Annotated in this window: 26 protein-coding genes and 1 pseudogene; 4 read left to right on the top strand and 23 right to left on the bottom strand. The window is 64.6% G+C overall.

Annotated elements, in window-relative coordinates; all coding sequences use genetic code 11:
- Positions 1 to 25 precede the first annotated feature (25 nt).
- On the top strand, positions 26 to 295 hold the full coding sequence (locus ACX4ZE_RS03605) for a DUF2631 domain-containing protein (RefSeq protein ID WP_480271822.1): 270 nt from the start codon (positions 26 to 28) through the stop codon (positions 293 to 295).
- Positions 296 to 364: 69 nt separating this feature from the next.
- On the opposite strand, the gene ACX4ZE_RS03600 is transcribed toward ACX4ZE_RS03605, so the two are convergent.
- On the bottom strand, positions 365 to 1,282 hold the full coding sequence (locus tag ACX4ZE_RS03600; RefSeq protein ID WP_480271821.1) for a LysR substrate-binding domain-containing protein: 918 nt from the start codon (positions 1,280 to 1,282) through the stop codon (positions 365 to 367).
- Positions 1,283 to 1,342: 60 nt separating this feature from the next.
- Between ACX4ZE_RS03600 and ACX4ZE_RS03595 the strand changes: the two genes are divergently transcribed.
- Positions 1,343 to 1,756 carry a DUF5997 family protein gene (locus tag ACX4ZE_RS03595; protein WP_480271820.1) on the top strand — a complete coding sequence of 138 codons (414 nt, stop codon included), beginning with the start codon at positions 1,343 to 1,345 and terminating at the stop codon, positions 1,754 to 1,756.
- Positions 1,757 to 1,819: 63 nt separating this feature from the next.
- On the opposite strand, the gene rlmN is transcribed toward ACX4ZE_RS03595, so the two are convergent.
- From rlmN to rpsB, 6 genes are all read right to left on the bottom strand, one after another.
- A complete protein-coding gene (gene rlmN / locus ACX4ZE_RS03590) occupies positions 1,820 to 2,929 on the bottom strand; it encodes a dual-specificity RNA methyltransferase RlmN (RefSeq protein ID WP_480271819.1) in 1,110 nt (369 codons plus the stop codon).
- 86 nt (positions 2,930 to 3,015) lie between these two features.
- Positions 3,016 to 3,939 carry a phosphatidate cytidylyltransferase gene (locus ACX4ZE_RS03585; RefSeq protein WP_480271954.1) on the bottom strand — a complete coding sequence of 308 codons (924 nt, stop codon included), beginning with the start codon at positions 3,937 to 3,939 and terminating at the stop codon, positions 3,016 to 3,018.
- Positions 3,940 to 4,145: 206 nt separating this feature from the next.
- Complete coding sequence (gene frr, locus ACX4ZE_RS03580) at positions 4,146 to 4,703, bottom strand: ribosome recycling factor (RefSeq protein WP_480271818.1); 558 nt, start codon at positions 4,701 to 4,703, stop codon at positions 4,146 to 4,148.
- Between the two features lie 50 nt (positions 4,704 to 4,753).
- A complete protein-coding gene (gene pyrH / locus ACX4ZE_RS03575) occupies positions 4,754 to 5,482 on the bottom strand; it encodes a UMP kinase (protein WP_480271817.1) in 729 nt (242 codons plus the stop codon).
- Between the two features lie 191 nt (positions 5,483 to 5,673).
- Positions 5,674 to 6,498: a translation elongation factor Ts gene (gene tsf, locus ACX4ZE_RS03570; RefSeq protein ID WP_480271816.1), complete on the bottom strand. Its 825-nt coding sequence runs from the start codon at positions 6,496 to 6,498 to the stop codon at positions 5,674 to 5,676.
- Positions 6,499 to 6,580: 82 nt separating this feature from the next.
- The gene (gene rpsB / locus ACX4ZE_RS03565) at positions 6,581 to 7,414 is read right to left on the bottom strand and encodes a 30S ribosomal protein S2 (RefSeq protein WP_480271815.1); all 834 of its coding nucleotides are present in this window, start codon (positions 7,412 to 7,414) and stop codon (positions 6,581 to 6,583) included.
- Positions 7,415 to 8,024: 610 nt separating this feature from the next.
- Here rpsB and ACX4ZE_RS03560 point away from each other — a divergent pair.
- Positions 8,025 to 8,552: pseudogene (locus ACX4ZE_RS03560) on the top strand (M23 family metallopeptidase); the annotation flags it as partial.
- 38 nt (positions 8,553 to 8,590) lie between these two features.
- On the opposite strand, the gene ACX4ZE_RS03555 reads toward ACX4ZE_RS03560, so the two are convergent.
- From ACX4ZE_RS03555 to ACX4ZE_RS03485, 15 genes are all read right to left on the bottom strand, one after another.
- A complete protein-coding gene (locus ACX4ZE_RS03555) occupies positions 8,591 to 10,492 on the bottom strand; it encodes an alkyl/aryl-sulfatase (protein ID WP_480271814.1) in 1,902 nt (633 codons plus the stop codon).
- Positions 10,493 to 10,536: 44 nt separating this feature from the next.
- Positions 10,537 to 10,854, bottom strand: a complete 318-nt coding sequence (locus ACX4ZE_RS03550; RefSeq protein WP_480271813.1) for a DUF202 domain-containing protein — start codon at positions 10,852 to 10,854, stop codon at positions 10,537 to 10,539.
- Positions 10,851 to 11,216, bottom strand: a complete 366-nt coding sequence (locus tag ACX4ZE_RS03545; RefSeq protein ID WP_480271812.1) for a YidH family protein — start codon at positions 11,214 to 11,216, stop codon at positions 10,851 to 10,853. The genes ACX4ZE_RS03550 and ACX4ZE_RS03545 overlap by 4 nt, the downstream gene beginning before the upstream one ends.
- Before the next feature lie 408 nt (positions 11,217 to 11,624).
- Positions 11,625 to 12,548 (bottom strand): tyrosine recombinase XerC, encoded by a 924-nt coding sequence (locus ACX4ZE_RS03540; protein WP_480271811.1) that lies wholly within the window; start codon positions 12,546 to 12,548, stop codon positions 11,625 to 11,627.
- Between the two features lie 54 nt (positions 12,549 to 12,602).
- On the bottom strand, positions 12,603 to 13,799 hold the full coding sequence (gene dprA / locus ACX4ZE_RS03535; protein WP_480271810.1) for a DNA-processing protein DprA: 1,197 nt from the start codon (positions 13,797 to 13,799) through the stop codon (positions 12,603 to 12,605).
- Positions 13,796 to 15,304, bottom strand: a complete 1,509-nt coding sequence (locus ACX4ZE_RS03530; RefSeq protein WP_480271809.1) for a YifB family Mg chelatase-like AAA ATPase — start codon at positions 15,302 to 15,304, stop codon at positions 13,796 to 13,798. Before ACX4ZE_RS03530 ends, dprA begins: the two co-directional genes overlap by 4 nt.
- Complete coding sequence (locus tag ACX4ZE_RS03525; protein WP_480271808.1) at positions 15,305 to 15,661, bottom strand: YraN family protein; 357 nt, start codon at positions 15,659 to 15,661, stop codon at positions 15,305 to 15,307.
- Between the two features lie 101 nt (positions 15,662 to 15,762).
- Complete coding sequence (locus ACX4ZE_RS03520; protein WP_011210678.1) at positions 15,763 to 16,068, bottom strand: DUF2469 domain-containing protein; 306 nt, start codon at positions 16,066 to 16,068, stop codon at positions 15,763 to 15,765.
- A 46-nt stretch (positions 16,069 to 16,114) separates the two neighbouring features.
- Positions 16,115 to 16,900, bottom strand: a complete 786-nt coding sequence (locus ACX4ZE_RS03515; RefSeq protein ID WP_480271953.1) for a ribonuclease HII — start codon at positions 16,898 to 16,900, stop codon at positions 16,115 to 16,117.
- A gap of 48 nt (positions 16,901 to 16,948) precedes the next feature.
- Positions 16,949 to 17,728 carry a signal peptidase I gene (lepB, locus tag ACX4ZE_RS03510; protein WP_480271807.1) on the bottom strand — a complete coding sequence of 260 codons (780 nt, stop codon included), beginning with the start codon at positions 17,726 to 17,728 and terminating at the stop codon, positions 16,949 to 16,951.
- A 78-nt stretch (positions 17,729 to 17,806) separates the two neighbouring features.
- On the bottom strand, positions 17,807 to 18,148 hold the full coding sequence (rplS, locus tag ACX4ZE_RS03505) for a 50S ribosomal protein L19 (RefSeq protein WP_040780792.1): 342 nt from the start codon (positions 18,146 to 18,148) through the stop codon (positions 17,807 to 17,809).
- 349 nt (positions 18,149 to 18,497) lie between these two features.
- Positions 18,498 to 19,406, bottom strand: a complete 909-nt coding sequence (locus ACX4ZE_RS03500; RefSeq protein WP_480271806.1) for a hypothetical protein — start codon at positions 19,404 to 19,406, stop codon at positions 18,498 to 18,500.
- Between the two features lie 27 nt (positions 19,407 to 19,433).
- Positions 19,434 to 21,824, bottom strand: a complete 2,391-nt coding sequence (locus tag ACX4ZE_RS03495) for a Tex family protein (RefSeq protein ID WP_480271952.1) — start codon at positions 21,822 to 21,824, stop codon at positions 19,434 to 19,436.
- A gap of 103 nt (positions 21,825 to 21,927) precedes the next feature.
- Positions 21,928 to 23,556, bottom strand: coding sequence for an AMP-binding protein (locus tag ACX4ZE_RS03490; protein ID WP_480271951.1), 1,629 nt, complete (start codon positions 23,554 to 23,556; stop codon positions 21,928 to 21,930).
- Positions 23,557 to 23,564: 8 nt separating this feature from the next.
- On the bottom strand, positions 23,565 to 25,199 hold the full coding sequence (locus tag ACX4ZE_RS03485) for an AMP-binding protein (protein WP_480271805.1): 1,635 nt from the start codon (positions 25,197 to 25,199) through the stop codon (positions 23,565 to 23,567).
- Positions 25,200 to 25,300: 101 nt separating this feature from the next.
- Here ACX4ZE_RS03485 and ACX4ZE_RS03480 point away from each other — a divergent pair, with 101 nt between their 5' ends.
- Positions 25,301 to 26,152 (top strand): LuxR C-terminal-related transcriptional regulator, encoded by an 852-nt coding sequence (locus tag ACX4ZE_RS03480; protein ID WP_480271804.1) that lies wholly within the window; start codon positions 25,301 to 25,303, stop codon positions 26,150 to 26,152.
- A 7-nt stretch (positions 26,153 to 26,159) separates the two neighbouring features.
- On the opposite strand, the gene trmD is transcribed toward ACX4ZE_RS03480, so the two are convergent.
- Complete coding sequence (gene trmD, locus ACX4ZE_RS03475) at positions 26,160 to 26,873, bottom strand: tRNA (guanosine(37)-N1)-methyltransferase TrmD (RefSeq protein ID WP_480271803.1); 714 nt, start codon at positions 26,871 to 26,873, stop codon at positions 26,160 to 26,162.
- Between the last annotated feature and the right edge of the window lie 11 nt (positions 26,874 to 26,884).

Raw genomic sequence — 26,884 nt, 5'->3', positions numbered from 1 at the left:
TACTGGAACAGCTAAAGGAGCGATCGTGGCCGCCACGGAACTCGAACACGCCGACACCGAGCGCGGCATCGTCACTCGGGTCGATCCCGCCGAAGTTCCCTCCGCGGCCTGGGGATGGAGCGGCGAGTCGCGCCGCACCTTCCGTACGGCGGGCTGGATCATCGCGTTCCTGCTGCTCGCCATGCTGATCGGCAACCACCAGGGTAAGGTCGAGGACCTCTACCTGGTCGGCTTCGCCGCGCTGCTCGCAGCCATCCTGATCCGCGACTCGGTGTTACAGCGCAAACCACGCTAGCTCCGCTCTCGCTCGAGACATCCAGAATCAGCCCGGTACGCGCCACCACCTGGGCCTGACTGCGCTCGCTCAGCGCCTTCGCTGCCGAGCGGATCTTCTCATGGCGGAGGTCGGACGGCCACCCGTCCGCTCGACCCGGCTTCCCTTTCGCAGTTCCCCCCTATCCCGGACAGGGGTACGCGAGCTGCGCACGGAGCGACCTCGCACCACACCGATAAAGTCTTCGACCAGGTCTGTAGCGCGGTCGTCGGGCCAGGCCAAAGCGATCTCCGTGTCGGGGGCGTCGGCCATCGGCCGATAGCCGAGATCACGACGATGGTGCAGGCGGGCGAGTGAGTGTGGCACGATGGCTGCCCCACCTGCCGCAGCGACCGATTCCAGCGCGGCGGCGACCGCGTCGACATCCGAGGTGTCCCAGAGATGTTCACCGGCCAGGTCCGCCATACTCGCCTCATCGAACACCGAGAGCGGGTGATCGATGCGCACTACGACGACCGGAACCTCACGATAAAGCGGAATAGCGCTCATACCGTCGCGATTGATCGGCAGCCGCACGAAGCACATGTCGACATGTCCCGAATGCAAGGCCGCCTCCTGATCCGCCTGCGCCAGTGGGATGAGCTCCAGCGTGCCGCGTGGGAACCGATCGCCCCAGATCCGGCTCCACTTGGCGACTGTGACGCCAGGAACGAAACCCACCCGTAGCACGGCGGGAGCCGAGGGCTGCTCGGCTGCGGTCGACTCGGCGGCGGTGACGATCGCCCGCGCGCACGTGAGTAACTCCCGTCCTTCTTCGGTCAGCTGGGTCGACTGCGCGTTCGGAACAAAAAGCTTTGTTCCGAGTTCTTTTTCCAAGTCGATGACAGTGGCGCTCAACTTCTGCCGCGAGATGCGTAGGGACTTCGCCGCACGCGCGAAATGCAACTCCTGCGCGACAGCGACAAAACGGCGCAAGCGCACCACATCAATCGACTCCAACCGATTCACAAGGCAAGCGTATGCCACCGCACGGTAAAGACCATCCGCGCCGCCCGATAGGGTGTACCGGTGAGCTCGGAGCGGAAACCGCAGATGATGAAACCACTGACCGCAGCGAACAAGCTCGGCATCTATCTTCCAGCAGCGCCCGAGGAATTCCGCGACGCCCCGATCTCCCGGACCCAGCTCGACGAACTGCGCCACAGTCCGCCCGAATGGCTCGTCGAACTGCGTCGCACCGGCCCGTTTCCCCGTGCGGTAGTAGCCCGTAAACTCGGCGTTTCCAATACCGGACTAGCACGCGCCCAGATCTCCGATGCCCTCACCGCCGACGAAATCGACGCCCTGCTCGCTGATCCACCGGAATGGCTTATCCGCGAACGCGAGAGCTACATCGCAGTCCGTGCGGAAAACGCACGGATCGAAGCGAGGAAAGTCGAACAGCGCGCCGCCACCAACCGCCCGGCGAGAAATCGCGGCTGACGATCTGGGTAGCACCGGAGCCGGGTCGACATCACACAATGGTGCGGCGAATCCCACCGGAATTCAGTTCTCCGCTGCCAACTGCCCACAGGCTGCCGCGATTTCCTGACCACGGGTATCGCGGACCGTGCAAGGCACGCCCTTGGCGTTTACGCGGCGGACGAACTCGTGTTCGGCCGACTTTGGACTGGCATCCCACCGAGAGCCCGGGGTCGGGTTGAGCGGAATGACATTGACGTGCACACGAGAGCCGAGCGCTTGGTGCAACTTCTCCCCGAGCATATCCGCGCGCCACGGGTGGTCATTGACCTCGCGGATGAGCGCGTATTCGACCGAAATGCGCCGCCCGGTCCGATCGGCGTAGTACCGGGAAGCGTCGAGCACCTCCGCGATCGGCCAGCGACTATTGACCGGGACCAGACTATCGCGCAATTCGTCGTCGGGGGTGTGCAGGGAGACCGCGAGCGTGACCGCCAGTCCCTCATCGGCCAATGCGCGTATGGCCGGGGCCAACCCGACGGTAGAGACCACGACATTGCGCTGGGAGATCCCGAGGCCGTCCGGCGCGGGCGAGGTGATCCGCCGGACTGCGGCGACCACCCGCTTGTAGTTGGCCAGCGGCTCCCCCATGCCCATGAACACGATATTGGACAATCTGCCCGGCCCACCAGCCACATCCCCGTCTCGCAGGGCGGCCGCGGCGGCCCGCACTTGGTCGACGATCTCCGCAGTGGACAGGTTGCGGTTCAACCCGCCCTGGCCGGTAGCGCAGAACGGGCAAGCCATGCCACAACCGGCCTGACTGGAAATACACAACGTCGCCCGATCGGGATAGCGCATGAGGACGCTTTCGAGCAGCGTGCCATCACCCGCACGCCACAGTGTCTTCCTCGTCCCACCGTTATCGCACGTTACGTGCTTGACCACGCTCAGCAACGGTGGAAACAGCGCTTCGCCGATCCGCTCCCGTACAGCGGCGGGGAGGTCGGTCATCTGCGCAGGATCGGCCTGCAAGCGCGCATAGTACTGCCGAGCTATCTGGTCGGCACGAAACTTCGGCAGGCCGAGCTCCTCGACAGCCATCCGCCTACCCTCGGCGTCGAGATCGGCGAGATGGCGCGGTGGCATGCCACGGCGTGGGGCATCGAAAACCAAGGGCAGGGAGACGGTCATAATCGCGTCATTCTCCCATCTGTGTGTACTGCTGCCTTACCCGCCTACGGCTGGGTAGATCCCCTGATCCGGCAGAGGAGCCGAGCTCAGATAAGCGTGGCCAGCACCAACCAGGAGACGAACGCTGAAGGCAGCATGGAGTCGAGGCGGTCCATAATGCCACCATGTCCCGGAAGTAGGGTACCCATGTCCTTGATGCCGAGTTCGCGTTTGATCTGCGATTCGATGAGATCGCCGCATGTGGCCACCAGCACGAGAGCGATACCGAGAACGACGCCGATCATCGAATCGGCCTGCAGCAGCAATGTCACCGTGAGCAGCCCACCGATCACGGCGAACACCAGCGAACCGCATAGGCCCTCCCACGACTTCTTCGGGCTGATCGAGGGCACCATCGGGTGCTTGCCGAACAGCACACCCGCCACATAACCGCCGACATCCGAGCAAACCACCAAGATCATGAAGGTCAGTACGCGCAAGTTGCCGTCCGGCTCGAGCAAAAGCAGCATAGCGAACGAGGCGAGCAGCGGGATCCAGGCCAGTGTGAAGACCGTGACGGCAGTATCGCGCAAGAAGTTGCGTGGCGCGGTCTGCAAGCCGCGATCGAACAGCCGCCACACCATGCAGGTCAACGCGCTGGCGGCGAACGCGCCCATAACACCGCTCGCGCCATAGGGCCAGCCGAGCCAGAACACTGCCTGCCCACCGAAGATCAACGGAACCCGCGGAACAAGTACATCCGCTTCGCGAAGCCGCTTGGCGACCTCCCAGGTCGCCACGGCGACCGCGGCCCCGACCACGCCGATGAACACTTTCGGCGCGAACAGCAGGATGAAGATCAGCGATACACCGAGGCCGAAGCCGACAATCAACGCAGCAGGCAGATCACGGCCCGCCCGCGAACGACTTCTGACCGGGGCGGGATGGTCGGCCACGGCATCAGCCCCTTCTATCGCCGCGGCGGTCGGTGCGTAACCGAATACGCCGATATCGTCCGCATACTCGCGCATCGCATCGGCTCCACCGTTCATCGGTGGCTCCTCGGCCGCACCAGTCGCGGCGGCATTCTCAGCCACGATCGTCCCGTCGCTCACCTTGTTTTCCGTTCATCCCCGCCCGAACAGGCCTTCGGTTGTACACACTCGGCGGCATTCACGATGCCCTCTGTGCTTACGCAAACTACCGCCTTCGGGCTAATCGCACACTGTGAGCGGTATCAGACCTCGAGCAGTTCGGCTTCCTTGTGCTTGACCAGCTCATCGATCTGGCCGACATACTTCGCTGTGGTCTTGTCGAGTTCTTTCTCGGCCCGCCCGACCTCGTCCTCCCCCGCCTCGCCGTCTTTCTGGATGCGACTCAATTCGTCCATTGCTTTGCGGCGGACATTGCGGATGGCGACCTTGGCGTCCTCCCCCTTACTCTTGGCCTGCTTGGCGAGTTCACGGCGGCGCTCCTCGGTCAACTGGGGCACCGTGATCCGGATGATGTCACCGTTATTGGTCGGATTGACTCCGAGATCCGAGTTACGGATCGCGGTCTCGATCACTCCGAGCTGGCCCGCATCATAGGGCTTGATCACGACCATACGCGGCTCCGGCACCGTGATGCTGGACATCTGGGTTATCGGGGTCGGCGCCCCGTAGTAGTCGACCACGATCCGGGAGAACATGCCCGGATTCGCCCTACCGGTACGAATGGTTCCAAGATCGTCCTTCGCCACCGAGACGGCTTTCTCCATCTTCTCCTCGGCATCGAAGAGCGCTTCTTCAATCACGACCGTTCCCTCCACAGCGTCGTCATGTCATGACCTGCGGTCCGCAGGTCTCAGGATCGAACCAGTGTGCCGATCTTCTCACCAGCGACCGCTCGGGCGATATTTCCTTTGGTCAACAAATTGAACACCAGAATCGGCATCTGGTTGTCCATGCACAAGCTGAAGGCAGTCGCGTCGGCGACCTTGAGATCGCGCTCGATGACTTCCTTGTGGGTTATCTCGGAATACATGGTCGCGGTCTCGTCGACACGTGGATCGGCGGTGAACACACCGTCGACGGCCTTGGCCATCAGCACTACGTCCGCACCGATCTCCAAGGCACGCTGCGCGGCGGTGGTATCGGTGGAGAAGTACGGCATCCCCATACCCGCACCGAAGATGACCACTCGTCCTTTCTCCAGGTGCCGTTTGGCGCGCAGCGGGAGGTAGGGCTCGGCGACCTGTCCCATGGTGATCGCAGTCTGCACCCTGGTATCCACACCCTGCTTCTGCAGAAAATCTTGCAGTGCGAGGCTGTTCATGACCGTACCGAGCATTCCCATGTAATCAGAGCGCGCACGCTCCAGACCACGTTCCTCCAGTTCGGCACCGCGGAAGAAATTTCCGCCGCCGATCACCACAGCCACTTGAACACCGGTGGCGACCACCTCGGCGATCTGCTCGGCGACTGTTTGCACGACATCGGGATCCAACCCGACTTCGCCGCCGCCGAACATCTCCCCACCCAATTTGAGTAATACCCGGCGATAGCCTGGGCGATCGGTCCCCGGGTCCGTCATGGGTCTCCAGTCTCCTTCGGCGATGGATAGTGGTTGTTCCAATGATTCAGCGCTCACGGCAGGGCTTGCGCACCGAGCAGGGTAGCGGCACCTATCCTGCCTCATTCGGTTCGAGCCGCAGCAGAAGGCCCCCCGCCGACCGGACTCTCTTCATCCGGTCGATGAGGGGCCTGCGCACTGGGGTAACGGACTTAGTTCGCGCCGACCTCGAAGCGGGCGAAGCGGGTCACGGTGACACCCGCCTCATCCAACAGCGCCTTGACGGTCTTCTTCGAATCAGTGACCGACGGCTGCTCCAGCAACACAACATCCTTGAAGAAGCCGTTGACGCGCCCTTCGGTGATCTTCGGCAGCGCGGCCTCCGGCTTGCCCTCCTCGCGAGCGGTCTGCTCAGCGATACGTCGCTCGTTGTCCACGATATCGGCCGGAACCTCATCACGGGTCACGTACTTGGCCTTGAGCGCGGCGACTTGCATGGCAGCGGCCCGCGCGGCCTCGGCCGCGGTGTCACCCGCACCGGTGTACTCGACCAGCACGCCGACGGCAGGCGGCAGATCGGAAGCACGCTTATGCAGGTAGGTGGCGACCGGGCCGTCCAGCGAGACCACACGACGCAGCTCCAGCTTCTCGCCGATCTTCGCAGCGAGAGCCTGCACGGCTTCTTCGACGGACTTACCGTCCAGGTCCAGGGCCTTCAGCGTCTCCAAGTCCGCGGGCTTGGCAGCTGCCGCCGCCGCGACGACTTGCGCGGCCAGCTGCTGGAACTCCGCGTTCTTCGCGACGAAGTCGGTCTCGGAGTTGATCTCGACCATCACGCCGTCCTTGGCGACGACCAGGCCTTCCGCTGTGGTCCGCTCGGCGCGCTTGCCGACATCCTTCGCACCCTTGATACGAAGCAGTTCGACAGCCTTGTCGAAGTCGCCGTCGGTCTCGGCCAGCGCGTTCTTGCAGTCCATCATGCCGGAGCCGGTCAGCTCCCTGAGCCGCTTCACATCGGCAGCGGTGTAGTTCGCCATTGTCGGCGAGCCTCCTTCGGAGAAGTGTGAGTTCTTGGCAGCGGCGATCACAACGGCATTCACTCGTGATCGCCTACGAGTCTCAGGCTTCGGCCGAGGTCTCGGCGGGGGCGGTCTCGGCGGTAGCGGCCTCGGCGCTAGGGGCAGCCTGCGCGAGCAGTTCCTGCTCCCACTCGGCCAGGGGCTCGCCCACACCCGCTTCCGGCTTCTCGTCGCCACCGGCCAGACCGGCACGCGCCTGCACACCCTCGGCCACTGCGGAGGCGACGACCTTGGTCAGCAGCGCGGCGGAACGAATCGCATCGTCATTACCCGGAATCGGGTAGTCGACCAGATCCGGGTCACAGTTGGTATCCAGGATCGCGATGACCGGGATGTTCAGCTTGCGCGCCTCGCCGACTGCGATGTGCTCCTTGTTGGTGTCGACGACCCAGATGGCCGAGGGCACCTTCTGCATGTCGCGGATACCGCCGAGAGTACGCTCCAGCTTGTTCATCTCACGCGTCAGCATGAGGATCTCTTTCTTGGTGCGCCCCTCGAAACCTCCGGTCTGCTCCATGGCCTCGAGTTCCTTGAGGCGCTGCAGCCGCTTGTGCACGGTGGAGAAGTTGGTGAGCATGCCGCCCAGCCAACGCTGATTGACATACGGCATCCCGACGCGAGTCGCCTCGGCCGCGATCGATTCTTGGGCCTGCTTCTTGGTGCCGACGAAAAGGACGCTGCCGCCGTGGGCCACGGTTTCCTTGACGAACTCGTAAGCCTTGTCGATGTAAGTCAGCGTCTGCTGCAGGTCGATGATGTAGATACCGTTACGGTCGGTGATGATGAACCGCTTCATCTTCGGGTTCCAGCGCCGGGTCTGGTGGCCGAAGTGCGCGCCGCTGTCGAGCAGCTGCTTCATGGTTACGACAGCCATGGCTCTCGTACTCTCTTTCATTTGCCGGTTGACGCAGCGAATCGGCGATCCACTGCCCTGGCGCCACCGAATCGCCGGACCCCATCACATGCGAGGACCAGCCGACGATTCACTGTTTCGCACAGGCTGCCACGAACCCAGAGCCGTCGAGTTCCATTCGAAACCCAGAGCCATCGAGTTCCATTCGAGCAGCGCCGTTACGAACAAGCACAGGTGGCGCGCGAAGTCGGTCGGTGCGAGCACAGACCGCTCGTCCAGTCTAAGGCTTGCCCGCACCCTGCTCTAAATCGGTCCGATCCACTATCCGCTATCGAACCGGACCGGAGTTTCCACAGGCGAGCAACATATCCACATCGGGCACATCGAACGCTGAACACGACACGCAGCGCACGACAGTGGAGGTGTGCCTCGATTCCGCTTCTCCACCCTCCCGCTCTTGGCCACTACGCCGCGCACCGCCCCTGTGCCGGTAATCCGGCCTCGACGCCCCCTGAACCGGCCGTCCCCCACTCTCCCGCACTCCGGCAGTGCTCTACCCGTGCGCACCGATCGATCTCCGGTATACATAGCAGGTGACGCACACCACGGCGGAAGTCACGACCCGGCTCTGATGAATTCATCCCGCCGTATTCGAACCTGCCGACGTCTTTCAGTGGTGCTCGGGATCGGCCTTACCGCAGCTGTCGCGATAGAGCCGATAGCGGCGGCAGAACCGAAGGGACGATTCGGCTGGCCCTTGCGACCGCGGCCCGCGATGGTACGACAATTCGACAAACCACAACACAACTGGCTGCCCGGACATCGTGGAGTGGATCTGGCCGGCGCCGAGGGGCAGGCGGTGCTCGCCGCGGGAGCGGGGATAGTGGTCTTCGCTGGAATGGTGGCGGGCAAGTCTGCCATGTCTGTCCGCCATCGCAATGGGCTGCGCACGACCTACGAGCCGGTGCGCGGCGAAGTTCCCGTAGGAAGCCGGGTCGGGCGTGGCGACAGAATCGGCATACTGATGTCCGGTCATCCGGGATGCGCCACGCCGTGCCTACACTGGGGGGTGCGCTCGGACGACGGTAGCCGCCACGACCCAGGGTATCTGGACCCCCTCTGGCTTTTGCGCCTCACCCCTCTGCGACTCAAACCGGTACGCCCCACAGACCGCCCACGGCGATATCGACCGAAGCACTACGGAGTGACAATGGCGAAATCGGGGTCCGGCGCGTCGAAGAGGGTGACCAGTTCGGCGAGTTTGGTGATGTCTCCTTCGATGACGATGTCGCCCGAGGCGACCGCGACGCCGAAATCGTCGCCTGTCAGCAGCACGCGGATCAGGGTGGTCTTGGCCAGTGTGAACGCGGCGTCCGGCTCAGGAAGGAGCATATCGGGTCCGACATCGAAGTGAGTCAGTCTGCCGTTGCGCAGCTCGAGCCGATGCCTGCGGTCCTCATCAGTGAGAATCCAATCCACCAGCAGCCGATGGTCCCACGCTTTAGGGCCATCGACCCGCAGCGCCATAGCGTCGAAGAGCTGCTCGACGGTCAGCGCCGTGAGCATCGACAGCGCACTGCCCTTGATCGGCGTACCGAACACGCCGTAACGCAGTTCATAGGCTCCGCTGAGGTAGAAATTGCGCCAGGTCGCGTTCTCCGCCCCATAGCCGAGTTGTTCGAACGTACTGGCCTGCAAAGCTTTCGCCGCTTCGTTACCGGGATCAGCGAAGATCACATAGTTGAGTACCTGCGCCACCCAGCGGTAGTCGCCTGCGTCGAAGGAGTTCCGCGCCTTGCGCAGCACCTCGTCCGCACCGCCCATGAATTCCACGTGCCGCCTGGCCGATTCGACCGGCGGATGCTCCCACAGATGTGCGGGATTCCCGTCGAACCACCCCATGTAGCGCTGATAGATGGCTTTGACATTGTGGCTGACCGAGCCATAGTAACCGCGTGCATGCCAGGCATCCGCGATAGCGGGCGGAAGCGTGATCATCTCGGCGATCTCCGCTCCGACATACCCCTGGTTCAACAACCGGACAGTCTGGTCGTGCAGATACCCATACAGATCGCGTTGTGTCGAAAGGAATTCCACCAGACGTGTGGTGCCCCAAGTCGGCCAGTGGTGCGAGGCGAAGACCACGTCGGATTCGCGAGCGAACAGATTGATCGCCTCGGTCAGGTACTTCGCCCAGACCTGCGCGTCACGCACCAACGCACCACGCAGCGTGAGCAAATTGTGCAGGGTGTGGGTCGCGTTCTCCGCCATGCACAGCGCGCGGTGCTCCGGAAAATAGAAGTTCATTTCCGCGGGCGCTTCGGTACCGGGCGTGAGCTGGAAGACCATCCGTATCCCGTCGACCGTCTCCTCCTGGCCGGTCCTCGTGATGTCGACGGTGGGTGGGATCAACGAGACCGTGCCGACCGAGGTGGTTTGACCGAGCCCGGCGCCCACCGAGCCGAGCGGACCGCGCGGCAGCACCGCACCGAACATGTACCCCGCACGACGAGACATCGCTGTGCCCGCGTAAATGTTCTCCGCCACCGTGTGTTCCAGGAAACCAGCGGGCGCAAGCACCGGACATCGCCCTGCGGCGACCTCGTCGGCGGTGGTCACTCCCACCCCGCCCCCGAAGTGGTCGACGTGCGAATGGGTATAGATCAATCCGGTCACCGGGCGGTCGCCACGATGCGCGCGGTAGAGCGCCAACCCCGCTGCCGCGGTTTCCGCGGAGATCAACGGATCTATTACCAGAACACCCGTGTCTCCTTCGACCAATGTCATATTGGACAGATCCAAACCACGGATCTGGTAGATGCCCGCTGTGACCTCGAACAACCCCTGCCGCAATGCCAGCCCGGACTGCCGCCAGAGGCTGGGGTGAACCGACTCCGGACAGGCTTCACGCAGGAAGGCGTAGGAGTCGTTATCCCACACGACCGTTCCGTCTTCAGCGGTAATCACACTCGACTCCGAAGCGGCGATGAAACCGCGCTCGACATCGGTGGTATCCGCGGCGTCCGCGAACGGCAGCAGATCTGCCGCACGCTGCTGTGCCGCGGCAATGAAACGGCTCGGCGTGCTCACTGTGCTCATTGTCGTCCTCCTGGGTATCGACAACCTTGCGGTAGCCGCCCACATCAGGGCGGTGGATCGAACAAACCTGCGGTGAAAGTCGCGAACGCCGCGAGCGCGACAACGCCCACCGCCACCGCCGCCATAGCGACACTGCAACCTCCGTGCGTGAGATGGCCTCGGCGCAAACCACGGCTGCGCAGGGAGCAGGCCCCGGCCAGCGCCACCAGCGCGACCGCGGCGCCGACGAGCGCGACCGCGGCCGGGCGCCACCTGGTGCCGGCGACCGCGTTCAAAAACACTACGGCCACTGCTATCGCCGCCACAGCGGTACGCCGCCATGCCAGCGCCGTGCGTTCGGCGGCCAGATGTGGGGCGCTCATCGCAGCAGCACCGCCACACCAGCCAGCACTGACACAATCGCGATACCCGTCGACAGGATCGGCACCAACACCGTATCCGGCAATATGCCGCCCCGCCGCATGGCCACCTCGACCCGTCGCCAGTGCGTATACGCGCCGACCGCGACCATCGTCGCCAACACCAAACAACTCAGCGCGAGCACCCGCCGGAACCCCGCTATCCGGGACGGGTCCACCAGCGTATGCACTGCCACCCCCGCAGCGAGCAAGCCCAGCGATGTCCGCATCCAGGACAAGAAGGTGCGCTCGTTCGCAAGCGTGAATCGATAGTCGGGTTCCCCTTCTCCCTGTTCGGATTCGGCATCGGGGCTCGACGAGGTCACGCCGCCCGGCCTCGAGTCGCGGGATGGCGAGTATCGGCACCCCCACGCCACCGCACGATAGTCACGAGACACGACGCTGCTTCGACCCATGGCAATTCGCGGGCTTCCGCCGTCGCGCTTGTCGGCAAGGACGCGCCAGGCGATACCAGGCGCCCAGCCCGGCAGCCACCTCCTGCTTTCGACCCCAGAGCACGAAATCGGTCCAGTGCACAGCATCGATCCGAAATGCTGTGCCGGTCGACGTCAACCACCGGCATCACTCCATCGCTCGTAGCGTTGGCAAACGATCCGCTAAGCAAGCCTAACCGGAGCCGCGGGGACCGTCCACGCTCCCCGCGTGCCCGTGATCCGGTGGTTATGCAGTGCCACACTAGTTAGCTGAGCAAGTTCGTGGCGGCGTCCGCTGCGTCAAGCGCGTGGATGGGCCTGCTCGTGTGCTTTCTTCAGGCGGTCGATGGAAACATGAGTGTAGAGCTGGGTGGTCGCCATACTGGCGTGACCGAGGAGTTCTTGGACGACCCTCAAGTCCGCACCACCTTCCAGGAGATGAGTCGCAGCGGTATGACGCAGACCATGCGGCCCTAGGCCGGGCGTGTCAGGAAGGGCCGAGACCACCTCGTGCACAACGGTTCTTGCCTGGCGTTGATCGAGCCGTCTGCCGCGACGGCCCAGCAACAGCGCGCGTCCGGACGCAGCGGTGGCGAAGACAGGACGCCCGTAACGCAGCCAGTTTGCTACGGCTTCGTCGGCAGGCGTGCCGAACGGCACTGATCGCTCCTTGTTGCCTTTGCCGAGTACCCGGACCACACGCCGTTCACGGTCGACGTCGTCGATATCCAGCCCGCACAGCTCGCCGACCCTGATGCCGGTGGCATAGAGCAACTCCACGATTGCTCGATCACGTAATGCCATCGGTTCACGCTGGGCGGCACCGGATTCCGCCGCATGCATGACACCGATCGCCTGCCGCTGCCCGAGCACAGTGGGCAGCACGCGATGCGCCTTCGGCGCGACCAACCGCAGCCCGGGATCACCGGACAACCGGCCGGTCCGGGTGAGCCAGGCGCTGAAGGTTCGCGCCGAAGCGGCTCGGCGAGCGAGCGTCGTTCGCGCTGCGCCGGCCGCAACCTGCTGCGCCAACCAGGAGCGCAGCAGCAGTAAGTCCAACTCCTGAATCGCCGAATCCGCCGAGCGCGCGTACAGGTGCCGCAGCAGAGACCGCGCATCCCCCAGATAGGCCCGCACCGTATGCGCCGAGCGATTCCGCCCGAATCGCAAATGCCTACCGTATTCCACGAGCAAGGCTTCCATATCTTCGGGCAGTTCCTCCATCTCCCCACCGTCCAGACCACTATCGTGGTTGGCAAGCCACCACGCCGGACACGGTCAAACGCGACGCGCTGTTCGATGCCAACCATTTTCATCAGCGGTCACCAGCCCCGCCAATTTGAGCGCAGGCAACGCCGCACGGACGGCGGCGAGGGGAAGCCCGCAGTGCGCGGACAGCTCCGCGGGCACCCTCGCCCCTACCTTCGGTAAGGCGGCGAAGACCTCTGCCTCGGCTCCGGTCAGGCCATGCGCCGGATCGTCCGCCCTCTCGTCATCGCAGAGAGGCAACCGCGGCGGCCCTACTTCGCCGACAACCTCCTCGGCGCGCGTGACCAGAAGGGCTTCGCCCTCGCTGATCATGCGATGGCATCCCACCGAAGCCACGGATGTCACCGGACCTGGTATCGCCAGAGCCGGGCGACCGAGACGACGAGCCCATTTGACGGTGTTGCGTGCACCGCTGCGCAGCCCCGCCTCGACAACGAGTACTCCGTCGGCAAGCGCGGCGATCAGACGGTTCCTGGCAAGGAAATGATGCTTGTGCGCGGTGACACCGGGGGGGTATTCACTGATCACCACACCGGATTCGGCGATCTCGGCCAGCAACCGTTCGTGCTGCGCCGGATAGGGCCGGTCGATGCCGCATGCCAATACCGCGATAGTCGAGCCCTGCGCGGCGAGCGCGGAACGGTGCGCCATGCCGTCGATCCCGAAGGCCGCTCCGGAGACGATGGTCCATCCCTGCGTGGCGAGGTCGCCCACGATCTCGGCGGCGACCCGATTGCCGTACCCGGTGCTGCACCGGGCACCGACCACAGCTACAGCACGTTCGCTGATCTCCAGTAGGGAGCGCGGACCTCGGGCCCACAGCACGAGCGGCACTGCCGCGTCGCGGTCGCGGCCGGGCTCCAGCTGAGTGAAACCGAGCATGCGCCATGCGGGCCACTCGGAATCATCCGGTGTGATCACTCGCCCGCCGATCCGCGTGACCGCCGCCAGATCTCGCGCGGCGAGGTCGATATCACGGCGCTGCGCTGTCGGGCCGCGCAATGATTCTGGCAGTGCGCATTCCCGCACGGCGCGCGCCGCCTCGACCACCCCCACCGCATCGATCAACGCCGAGAGCGGTGCGCATGGGCCGAGTACCACCCGCGACAAGTACACCCACGCCAGCCTCCTTGCATCGGCATCGCCGGATACCGGACGATGGTGGCTGTCGGTCGCACCGTCCCGCTCCGGGAGCGACGCACTCATTCCGTGTCCCGTTGCCGGAAGTTCAACGCGGCCAGCACGTCTTGCGCGGAAGGCACTTCTCCACCACGCAGATCGCAGATGGTCCAGGCCACTCGGAGAGCTCGATCGGCCCCGCGTGCGGACATCCGGCCGAGTCGCAGGGCACCCTCGACGGGAGCCAGCGCCTCCCGAGGCAAGCGGAATCTCTGCCGCAGAATGTGGCCGGGTACTTCGGCATTCGCGAGCCAACCGTACTCGCGCCACCGCGTGATCGCCGCGGACCTGGCATGGGCGACCCGACCACGGACCGCCGCGCTGCTCTCCCCGGTCTCGGTACTGAACGTGGCGCCGAGCTGGCCGTGCATCCGCACCCAGAGATCGATGCGGTCCATCAGCGGACCGGACAATTTTCCGAGATAACGGCGGCGGGCCAACGGTGCGCAGATGCAGTCGACCTCCCTGGCAGGGGCACACGGGCATGGATTCGCCGCCAGGACGAGCTGGAAGCGAGCCGGATAACGCGCCACTCCGTCGCGCCGGGCGATACGCACTTCACCCTCTTCCAATGGGGTGCGCATCGCCTCGAGCACCTTGGCGCCGAGCTCAGCGCATTCGTCGAGGAGCAGCACACCACGATGAGCCCGGCTGACCGCACCGGGCCTGGCGGTGCCGGAACCGCCACCGATCATCGCACTCACCGAGGTGGAGTGGTGCGGAGCGACGAACGGCGGCACAGTGATCAGCGGATGCTCACCGGAGAGCGTGCCCGCCATCGAGTGGATCGCGGTCACCTCCAGCGCCTCGGTCTCGGTGAGTGGTGGAAGCAAACCGGGAAGACGTTGCGCCAGCATCGTTTTACCGATACCGGGCGGGCCGGTCAGTAGCAGGTGGTGCCCGCCGGCCGCGGCCACCTCCAGTGCCCAGCGAGCTTCGGCCTGCCCGACCACCTCACTGAGATCACCTTGCTGGGGCACTGTGCTCGGCATGCTTCCGTCCGGCTCGGCGAGCGAGCCCTCGCTACGCAGCCAGGACACCACCTCACGTAGATTGCCCGCCCCGAACACCTCGATGCCCTCGACCAGTGCGGCCTCGGCCAGAGTCGCCGCAGGCACCACGACGCTCGACCAGCCCGCGGTGCGCGCCGCGAGCACGGCAGGCAAGATACCCCGTACTCGACGCAGCCGCCCGTCCAGGGCGAGTTCGCCGAGCAGCACTGTCTTCGCCAACCGCTCGGCCGGGATACCACCGGACGCGTCGAGCACCGCGACCGCGAGGGCCAGGTCGTAGACTGTCCCCAGCTTCGGCAATGTGGCGGGGGACAGTGCGAGGATCACCCTGCCGTCCGGCCATTTCTCCCCGGAGTTCGTCACTGCCGAGCGCACTCGGTCGCGGGATTCCTGTAACGCTGTATCGGGCAGGCCGACCAAGTGGATGGCGGGTAAACCCTGGCCGATATCGGCCTCGATCTCGACGAGCAGACCGTCCACCCCGGTGACGGCGACCGAATGGGCCCGTCCGAGCGCCATTCAGAACACCGACTCGAGGTGATCGATGATCGGTGCTCGGCCCGGCTCCACCAGCACAGACACGACATCGAACCTGACCCGCCGCCACGAACCGTTCTGTTCGGCCAACCACAGCAGGGCCAGCCGCCGGATACGCCGCTGTTTAACGGCCGTGACCGATTCGGCCGGTGCCCCATAGCCGAGGCCGGTACGGGTCTTGACCTCTACGAAAGCGATCACGTCCCGATCGAGGACGATCAGATCCAGCTCACCGTATCTGCAGCGCCAGTTCCTGGCGATGATCTCCATCCCCGCGGCCCGCAGAAAGTGCGCCGCCAGCTCTTCCCCGCGCGCGCCGAGCGCCTGTTTGTCTGTCACTCACTCAGACTGCGTCGGGGCCGGACAAGATCAGCCGCGCCGACCTGGGCACAAAGAAAGCCTGTTGATCAGCGTGTCCCTGTGGATAATTATCCGATCGCTCACTCCGGCAATCGCAGGTCCGGCTTCTCCAACTCCTCGATATTGACGTCCTTGAAAGTGATCACTCGGACATGTTTGACAAAGCGGGCCGGACGGTACATGTCCCACACCCACGCATCGCTCATCCGCACCTCGAAGTACACTTCGCCGTCCGCATTCTGCGGCCGCAACTCCACAGAGTTGGCCAGGTAGAAGCGACGCTCGGTCTCCACCACGTACGAAAACTGACCGACAATATCCTTATACTCGCGATACAGCGAGAGTTCCATCTCGGTCTCGTACTTCTCGAGGTCCTCGGCGCTCATCGGGTGGCACGTCCTCCTTCTCGCCGCGTCGCGTCATGTGCTGACATCATCGCGCATGCGCGGCACCAGTAGCCACTCGGCCAGCCGTACGTCCGTCCTGGAATTTCTCGGACGCCATGGTGTCCGGGGCGTCCTCGGCCATCTCCGCTGCCACGCAGGCTGATGAGGCGACCAACCGTGCCGTGTCGACCTCGCGCACAGTGCGCCATGAGCGGCGATGTTCACTGCTGGGTCCGAGGCGACGCAACGCAGCCATATGCTCAGGCGTGTTGTAGCCCTTGTGCGCCGCGAACCCATAGCCGGGAAACCGTTCGCTCAACTCGACCATGATGCGGTCTCTGGTTACCTTCGCCAGGACGCTGGCCGCCGCGATACAGGCCGCTGCCCCGTCACCACCGATGATCGGCAATGAAGGCACCGGGATGCCGGGCACCCGGAATCCGTCGGTGAGCACATAACCCGGCTTCCGGCTGAGACCGGCGACCGCCCGACGCATGCCCTCGATATTGGCGACGTGAATGCCGAGCGAGTCGATCTCTCCGGCCGAAATCACGACGATCTCGTAGGCCAGCGCCAGGCGGGCGATCACTGGGTACAGCTCTTCGCGGACGGGCTCGGCGAGCTTCTTGGAGTCATCGAGACCAGCCAGCTTGTCATACGCTTTCGGAGCGAGCAGGCACGCGGCCACCACCAGCGGGCCTGCACAGGGACCGCGCCCCGCCTCGTCCACCCCAGCGACCGGCCCGAGGCCGCCGCGGATCAATGCCGATTCGAGTGTGCGCAGTCCGCCGGCCTTGCGCATCACCATGCGCGGCGGCCAACCGTTGGCCAATGACACGCGTCCTTGCCTCATCATCCGATTATGGTGCGGTCCGACAGGTCAGTTCGTCTGGGGATCCTGTGAAGGCACCGGTCCGATCCGGTTGGGTGGCCAGATCTTGAACACGGTCTTACCTCGGATGTTCTCCACCGGGACGGTGCCATTCAGGTCATCGTCCATATGGGCGCGGGAATCGGCGGAAAAGTTGCGGTTGTCACCCATCACCCATATGTTCCCCTCGGGTACCCGCACAGGCGGGAACTCACGTCCCCCCAACACAGGTGTCCCACCACGGCTGTAGGGCTGCCCCGGCACGTACGGGTACTTATAGCGAGCGTACGGCTCGTCCAATGGCTTGCCGTCTACGATGACCCGGCCCTTCGGATCACAACACTCCACAGTCTGGCCTCCGACCGCGATCACCCGCTTCACCAAATCGTTCTCGTCCGGCGGTACGAAGCCGAAGAAGGAGAAGAAGTTCTGCACCCCTCGAATGGCCGGATTGTCCGAACGGATCGACTGATACCCGATGTTCCACGAGGGCGGGCCTGCGAACACCACCACATCACCCGGCTTCGGATCGCCCCAGTAGTAACTCAGTTTCTCCACATAGATGCGGTCACCGACGCAACCGGCGCAGCCGTGCAAAGTGGTTTCCATCGACTCCGACGGAATCACATACGGCCTGCCGACAAAATGCACCATGAACGCCGCGATCACCGCGGCGATCACAATGAGGATTGGTAGCTCCTGCCAGAACGGCCGCTGCTTCTTCGGCCCTCTTCGCTTCTTCTCGTTACCTGATCCGGACACCGGCGTCGACCCGCTTTCTTCTGCCACGCCGAACAGACTAGCCCGGTATCGGAGACCGAAGTCCGATACCGGGCCAGGGAAGGTCTGTAGTATCGAAAAGCGAGCTCAGCGCTTCTCTTTGATCTTGGCAGCCTTGCCGCGCAGCTCACGCAGGTAGTACAGCTTGGCCCGGCGGACGTCACCACGGGTCACGACATCGATATGGTCGATGTTCGGGCTATGCACCGGGAAGGTGCGCTCCACGCCGACGCCGAACGACACCTTGCGAACAGTGAAGGTCTCCCGGATGCCGCCGCCCTGGCGGCGGATCACGACGCCCTTGAATACCTGGATGCGCTCCTTCGAGCCCTCGATGACTTTCACATGCACGTTCAACGTGTCGCCGGGCCGGAACTCGGGGACATCGCTGCGCAGCGATTTCTCGTCGACGAAGTCAAGGGTGTTCATTTCCATCCTTCTGGTTTCGCGCGAGCAGAGGACCCTGGCGGCACTGCGCGCACTCGGCCGGTTCATGCTCCGAATAGGGGGATGCGCCGGGTCGACAACCACCCAGGGCAACCTGTGCATTGTGCCAGATCAGCAGTACGCGAAGAAATCGACCCGCCTCCCGTGCTGCGGGCGGGATCATCTGCTCCGAAACTCTCCGCGAACAGCAACTCTCCGCGAACAGCTCGACAAACGGCTGCTGCCCGGCGCTCGGCCGCGGAATCGACGAATCCGAAGCGCTGCGCCGGGAGTGAACTACTGCACAGGCCGTCGAATCGCTCCGACCTGTTGTTCGGTACATCCACGGACCTCAATGCCGCGATTTGTCGGACACCGTGTCCTGCGTGGGTGGGTCGGCCTCGGACGATGGGCTGTGGTCGGCCCACCAGTGGTACCGATGCGGCGCGGGCGGCGCGGGCACCACTGTGCGAGCGAGTTCCGCCTCCGCCGCCTCACGAACATGCTTGACGTCCGGTTTCCCCGCGACCAGATCCTGTACGAAGATCTTGGCGCGAATCACCGGGCGGCGGTAGCGCCGCTCTCGGACGATGGCCCGGTACATCAGGCGTCTGCGGTCGGCATAACGCCAGCGCGCCCACGGTGCGCCGGGACGGCTGAGCCGCAACGCACCCACCACGAGCAACGGCAGGAAGAACATGCCGAACAACCCGGTCCAGATCTTCCCCTTGGCGATGACGATCGCGGCCAGTCCCAGGTTCACCACCGCGAACACGATGACGAAGAGATGGATCTCTGCCCGCGGCTCGTCCCGGAAGCCGTTGATGTCCAGCATCCACAGCGGGTGAAATCCCAGCACCAACAGAGCGGTCACCGCGAGTGCGACGAACACCGCGTCCACCGAAGTGCGCCCCTGCTCCTCCCAATACACATCACGCAGGTAGAAGATCAGCGCGAATTCATCCAAGACCAGCGCGGCACCGACACCGAACGCGGTGGCGAGGATTGCGGCCGTCACCTGGCTCGCGCTCTGGAACATGCTGACCATGCCGATGCCGGACGCCAGCACCAAGACCACTCCGAACACCATGTGATGGATATGCGTGTCACCGGCGCGCAGATTGCCCGGCCACCAGCGCACCCGAGCACGGATCAGTCGGACACTGAGCCGAATGAACAAGAAGCCGAGGATGAACCCGAGCAGAAAACACAGCAAAGGCAGCCGCTCTCGCGCGATCACCTCACTATCGAGCCATCGCATGCCCGCTGACCACTCCCGTTCCCCGAACTAGCGGCCGAACCCCGCTCTTCGCAGCGCGTCCGCCATAGCGCCGCTCGGAGCAGGGGCGTTGCGTCGCTGACCGCCGCCGCGCCCCTGCGGCTGTTCGCGACTCTGCTGCCTACCCCGACCATTCTGCCGCTGTCGCTGCCCGCCGTCCCCGGATCGAGCACCTCGACCGCGCTGCTGAACGTCACCGCTCTTCGTGGCCGCGCCCGGCTCGTCGTCCAGACGCAGCGACAGGCCGATGCGCTGCCGCGCGATGTCGACCTCCAGCACCTTCACTTTCACCACATCACCGGATTTGACCACCGCGCGCGGGTCTTTCACGAAGGTGTGCGACATAGCCGAGACGTGTACCAACCCATCCTGGTGCACACCCACGTCGACGAACGCGCCGAATGCGGCCACATTGGTGACCACACCCTCCAACACCATGCCGGGCTTCAGATCGGCGACCTTCTCCACTCCCGCGGCGAACTCCGCGGTTCTGAATTCCGGGCGTGGATCTCGGCCCGGTTTCTCCAGCTCCGCGATAATGTCGGTAACCGTAGGGACACCGAAGCGCTCATCGATGAAATCGCCTGCCCGCAACGAATGCAACACCGTGACATTACCGATGACCTCCGCGATGGGGCGACCGGTCGATTCGAGAATGCGCCGCACCACCGGGTATGCCTCCGGGTGCACCGCGGAAGTATCCAGCGGGTCGTCACCGGCGCGGATGCGCAGGAAGCCCGCGCACTGCTCGAAGGCCTTCGGCCCCAAGCGGGGCACATCCAGCAATGCGGTCCGGCTGCGGAACGGCCCGTTCTGGTCCCGATACGCCACAATACTTTCCGCCACCGAACCACCGATACCGGACACTCGCGACAACAGCGGTACCGAGGCCGTGTTCACATCCACACCCACCGCATTCACCGCGTCTTCGACGACCGCGCCCAACGAACGAGCAAGCAGGGTTTCGGACACATCATGCTGGTACTGGCCGACACCGATGGATTTCGGGTCGATTTTCACCAGCTCGGCGAGCGGATCCTGCAGACGACGTGCGATCGAGACCGCGCCGCGCAAGGACACATCCAGATCGGGCAGCTCCTGGGATGCGTACGCCGAGGCGGAGTACACCGAGGCGCCCGCCTCCGACACCACGATCTTGGTCGGCATGGTCACTGTGCCGTCCGACGAAGCGGCGATGCGTGAGAGCAGCTCGGCGACAAGGGCATCGGTCTCGCGCGAAGCGGTGCCGTTGCCGATCGCGATGAGCTCGACGCCGAACCTGGCGACCAGCGCGCCGAGCACCGCGAGCGCCTTCTCGGACCGCCCCTGCGGCTTATGCGGATAGATGACTTCGGTGGCGACCACCTTTCCGGTGGCATCGACCACCGCGACCTTGACTCCGGTGCGATAGCCGGGATCGAGGCCCATGGTGGGGCGGGTGCCCGCCGGCGCGGCGAGCAACAGATCGCGCAGATTCGCGGCGAACACATCGACCGCGTCTTTCTCGGCCGCTTGCCGCAACCGCATTCTGGTATCGATGCCCAGACTGACTTGCAGTTTCGTGCGCCAGGCCCAACGCACTGTGTCCAGCAGCCAGGAGTCGGCGAGGCGGCCATGGTCGGCGATGCCGAAGCGGACTGCGATGCGCCCCTCGTAGACGGTGCGTTCCCCTGGCTGCGGCTCCTCGGTGTCCGGCTCGAGGTGCAGGGTGAGCACTTCCTCCTTCTCACCGCGCAACAACGCGAGGACGCGATGTGAAGGAAGCTGGTCGAACGGCTCGCTGAACTCGAAATAGTCGGCGAACTTCGCGCCCGCTTCCTGTTTGCCCGTACGCACTGTCGAAGTGACCTGCCCACGTTGCCACATCAGCTCGCGCAGTTCACCGACCAGATCGGCGTCCTCGGCGAAGCGCTCGACCAAGATGGCCCGCGCGCCGTCGAGCTGCTCGGCGGTGTACTGCGCCGGATCGGTGGCCGGATCGCCGATCAGAGCGTCGGCTACCGGCTCATGTCCTGCCTCGCGCGCGATCTGCGCCTTGGTACGCCGTTTCGGCTTGTACGGCAGGTAGATGTCCTCCAGTCTGGCTTTGGTCTCGGCCAGCATGATCTGTTGGTGCAGGGCGTCGTCGAGCTTGCCCTGCGCCCGGATCGATTCGACGATCACAGCCCTGCGCTCCTCGAGTTCGCGCAGGTAGTGCAGGCGCTCCCCGAGCACGCGTAGCTGAGCGTCGTCCAGACCACCGGTGACCTCTTTGCGGTACCGCGCGATGAACGGGACGGTCGCGCCGCCGTCGAGGAGCTCGACGGCGGCGCGTACCTGGGTCTCGCGCACCGCAAGCTCTTCGGCGAGGCTACGGTTCACGCCTGCGGCACCGGAACGCGGCGGCGCCGCAGGGGGCACGGTATCGGACTCTGCACTGCTGGTCTCGGGCGCTGTCGTCACGTCCGCAAAGACTACCGCCACCGCCCGACACGCGTTCCACGCCCAGGTGCGCTACTCGGTCTCAGCTGTCGCCCAACCCGAGCAGCCGCCGGGATTTCTCCCGTATCTCGGCCTTGCGGACCTTGCCGGTGACCGTCATCGGAAAGTCCTCGACCACATGCACATAGCGCGGGATCTTGAAGTGGGCCAGCTTGCCTCGGCAGAATTCACGCACCGCGGGGGCGTCCAATGGTGGTGCGCCCTCACGCATCCGGACCCATGCCATCAGTTCCTCGCCGTACTTGGGGTCCGGAACACCGACCACCTGGGCATCCAGGACGCCGGGGTGGGTATAGAGAAATTCCTCGATCTCCCTCGGATAGATATTCTCGCCGCCGCGGATGACCATGTCCTTGATCCGGCCGGTGATGGCCAGATACCCGTCGTCGTCCATCACACCGATGTCGCCGGTGTGCATCCAGCCCTCGGAGTCGATGGCTTCGGCGGTCTTGTCCGGCTCATCCCAGTATCCGATCATCACCGCGTAACCGCGGGCGCACAGCTCACCCGGTTCTCCGCGCGGTACCGTGCGACCCGTTGCCGGATCTATGATCTTGATCTCCAGATGGGGCCCTACGCGGCCGATCGTAGCGGTGCGGCGTTCGATACTGTCGTCGCGTCGGGTCTGGGTCGAGACCGGTGACGTTTCTGTCATCCCATAGCAGATACACACCTCGTGCATGCCCATCCGGTCGATCACCTGTTTCATCACCTCCACCGGACACGGTGAGCCCGCCATGATGCCGGTGCGCAAGGTGGACAGATCCGCAGTGGCCGAATCCAATTCGGTGAGCATATCGATGAACATCGTCGGCACGCCGTACAGCGACGTGCACCGCTCGGCCGCGACTGCGGCCAGTGTCGCCTTCGGCTCGAACGAAGGCGCCGGGAGCACGATGGCCGCACCGTGGCTCGTACTCGCGAGATTACCCATCACCATGCCGAAGCAGTGATAGAACGGCACCGGAACGCAGATCCGATCCTGTTCGCTATAACCACACAGCTCGCCGACGAAATAGCCGTTGTTCAGGATGTTGTGATGACTGAGCGTGGCGCCCTTGGGAAAACCTGTTGTGCCGGAGGTGTACTGGATATTGATCGGTTCGTGAACCGACAGCCGCGCACCGAGCTCGGCGAGCCGGGCGGCGTCGATCTCGGTGCGCAGCAATGCCTCCCACTCCGGAGTGCCGAGCACGAACACCTGCTTCAGCTCCGGACAATTCGGCCGAACCTGTTCGATCATCTCGACATAGTTCGAAGTCTTGAACTGTTCAGCCGCGACGAGCATCCGCACACCCGCCTGGCGCAGCGCATACTCCAGTTCACCGGTGCGGTACGCCGGGTTGATGGTGACCAGGATCGCGCCGATCTTCGCCGTGGCGTATTGCACGAACAACCATTCCGCGCAGTTCGGCGCCCAGATACCGACCCGATCCCCCTTACCGATGCCCCGGTCGGCAAGGCCACAGGCCAGGGCATCGACAATGGCACCGAGTTGCCGGTAGGTCCAGCGGCGATCGGACGGGCAGTCCACCAACGCTTCCCGCTCGGGGAACATCGCGATCGTACGGTCGAGGCCGGCGCCGATGGTGTCATCGAGCAGCGGCGCGGCGCGGTCGCCGAAAGCATAGCTGGGCGACGAGTTCGCCATGGCGGACATCACCGAATCCCGCCCTGACGCAGCACGAACCGCTGCACTTTGCCGCTTGGGGTCTTCGGCAGGTCGGGCACGAAGTGGACCTTGCGCGGGTACGCGTGCGCGGCGAACTTCCTCTTTACCAGGTTCTGAAGCTCGGACTCCAGCTCGGGGCCGCCTTCCGCACCGTCGCGGAGCACCACGAATGCCTCCAGTACCTCACCACGCAGTTGATCCGGCATCCCGACCACAGCCGCCTCAGCCACCTGCTCGTGCATTACCAGCACGCTCTCCACTTCGAACGGACCGATGCGGTAACCGGCCATGATGATGACATCGTCATCGCGCGAGGAGAAGTGGAAGAAACCATCCGCATCCTGCGCGCCCGCGTCGCCGGTCAGATACCAGCGGCCGTCGGCGGTATAGCGCTGCGCGGTACGTTCCGGGGCATCGAGATAACCGAGGAACCACAGCAGCGGGCTGTGCTCGGTATCGATAGCGACCCGGCCCACCTGTCCGGTGGGTGCGAGGGTGTCTGCATCCTCGGCGAGCACCGCGCACGACCAGCCCGGCAGCGCGCGGCCCATCGACCCCGCCGGCGTCTCGGTATCGAGATCTTTGTGCCAGGAATTGCTGATGACCATGCCGTGCTCGGTCTGACCGTATTGGTCACGTACCGCGACACCGAGGTGCTCCGCCGACCAGACGATGACCTCGGGCGTCAGTGGCTCGCCCACCGAGGATGCGCAGCGCAGCTTACAAGGCACCGATTGTACGGAGCTGTCGGCGCGCAACGCGCGATAGACCGTCGGGGCAGCGGCGAAATTGGTGACGCCGAAAGCCTGGAGCACCTGCCAGGTCAACGGGGCGGAGAAGCCCGCGTGAAGCAGGATGCTGCGGGTACCGGTGGCCAGCGGGCTGATGATGGCGTAATAGAGCCCGTACGCCCAGCCCGGATCCGCGGCATTCCAGAACACATCGTCCGGCCGGACGTCCAGCCCGAACTCCTGATACGCGTGGAAAGAAGCGAGTGCGCGTAATGGAATCGAGACCCCCTTGGGGGTGCCGGTGGTGCCGCTGGTGAACAACAGGACAAGTGGTCCGGCGCCTCCGACCACGACCGGATGCGCATTCGGGTGATCGGCCGAATGGGTGTCGAGCAGCTGCTCCATCCGCAGTGCGTCCGCGGGGGCAGTAGCTCCGGCGACAATGAGCCGCCAGGACGGGTTCGCGGGCATATCCGGACCGGGCGCCAGTTTCGGCGCCTGGTCGGAGTCGGCGATAACGACCGAGACGTCGGCCGCTTGCAGCCGAAACACGATAGCCGGAGTCGCGAATGCGGTGAACAGCGGAACATGTACCGCACCGCGCCGCCAGATGCCGAGTAGCGCGACCACCAGATCTGCCGATTTCGCCATCAGCGTGGCGACCCTGTCGCCCGGTCCTACGCCGAGTTCGGCGAGCGCGGCGGCACATCGTTGCGAGCGTTCCCGCAGTTCGCCGTAGGTGAGGTCGGTCGAGGTCAGGTCCGGCTCCACAATGGTGAAGGCCACTTCGTCAGCCGGATGCCGATCGCAGAGCAACTCCGCCGCCGATGCGTCGCTCCTGTCGTAACAGTCCAGCAGATCGCGCACCCGCTGCTCCAGCTCGATGCCCATCTATCAGTTCTCCTCTTTCGGTGATTCAACGCAACCCGGGTGCGCAATAGGATGTGGGTCACGTGCCGATGCCCACTACCCCCGAAAAGGGGTGAGTCCCCGTGACCCACACCGCCCTGCTACGCCCACGCGACAGCGATGCGATACGCGCTGAGATCCGCTGGGTCGCCAATACGACGGGCGTACCGGTGGCGCTCGGCGGCGAGGTTCACAGCGAAGCGCTGTTGCTGTCGGAATTCGTCGGCACCTTGACCAACCGGCTACGCGGTCTGGTCATCGCGCGCGCCTCCGGACTCGGCGGACTCGTCCTGGATTCCGGTCGTCCCGCCTCGGTCACGGACTATCGCACCGCCACTTCGATCACTCATGACTACGACGCGCCGGTCTCCGAGGAAGGCATTCGCTCTATGCTCGCCGTTCCGGTAGTCGTGGACCAATGTTCCCGAGCGGTGCTCTATGCCGCAGCCCGCAGCGCCAGTCCAGTGGGCGACCGGACCATGGAACTCGTTATCCAGGCCGGTCGTCGCCTGGCTACCGAGATCGCCATCCGTGACGCGGTCGACCACCGGGTAAGGATGTTGGAGCTGACCACGCCGGCGGCGACCGCCGCCCCGACAGTTACCGAAGAACTACGCGGCATTCACGCCGAGCTCCGCGGCATGGCAGCCTCCGCCGAGGACGACCGATTGCGCGGGCGGCTGCACGCGTTATGCGCACGACTCACCCATGCCCTGGCAGGTGATCCGCCTTCGGAAAGCCCGCGACTGTCCCGCCGCGAACTCGACGTGCTGTCCCATATCGCCCTCGGCTGTACCAATCAAGAAACGGCGCAACGCCTCTGCCTCGGACCGGAGACCGTGAAGAGCTACCTGCGCAACGCGATGGCCAAACTCGACGCCCATACTCGGCACGAAGCGGTGGTCGCGGCTCGCCGCCACGGATTGTTGCCCTGACCTCCGTTCACTGCCCGCCGTCCGGACCGGACTCCGCGCCTTGGTCCGCGAGCAGATCCGGGCGGCGGGCGCGGGTGCGCGCCAGCGCTTGCTCATGACGCCAGGCAGCCACCTTCGCGTGGTCTCCAGACAGCAGGATCTGAGGGACCTCGAGACCGCGCCAAGAGGCCGGGCGGGTGTAGCTGGGGCCCTCGAGCAAACCATCGGAGAACGAATCCTCTTGGTGGGACTGCTGATTGCCGAGCACGCCGGGCAGCAATCGAACCACGGCCTCGGTCATCACCAGCGCCGCCGCCTCACCGCCGATCAGCACATAGTCACCGATACTGACCTCGGCCACCCGCACTCTGCGCGCGGCGTCGTCGAAGACGCGCTGGTCGATACCTTCATAGCGGCCACACGCGAAGATCACGTGTTCTTCCGCGGCCCAGCGCTGCGCGGTGGCCTGTGTGAACGGCACACCCGCTGGAGTGGGGACCACGAGCAACGCGTCGTCGGAGCAGACCTCATCGAGCGCCGCACCCCATACGGTCGGCTTCATGACCATGCCGGGTCCGCCGCCATACGGGGCATCGTCGACCGACTTGTGTACGTCATGTGTCCAGCTGCGCAAGTCGTGCACGGCAAGACAGATCAGACCCCGCTCGATCGCCTTACCCAGCAGTGCCGTGCGCAGTGGCTCCAAATACTCCGGGAAAATCGTGACGATGTCGAGTTTCATGCCCGTCCCTT

Source organism: Nocardia sp. TBRC8007 (genome assembly GCF_056629435.1).
The sequence above is the reverse complement of the archived record's forward strand: the minus strand, read 5'-3'. Positions and strand labels throughout refer to the sequence as shown.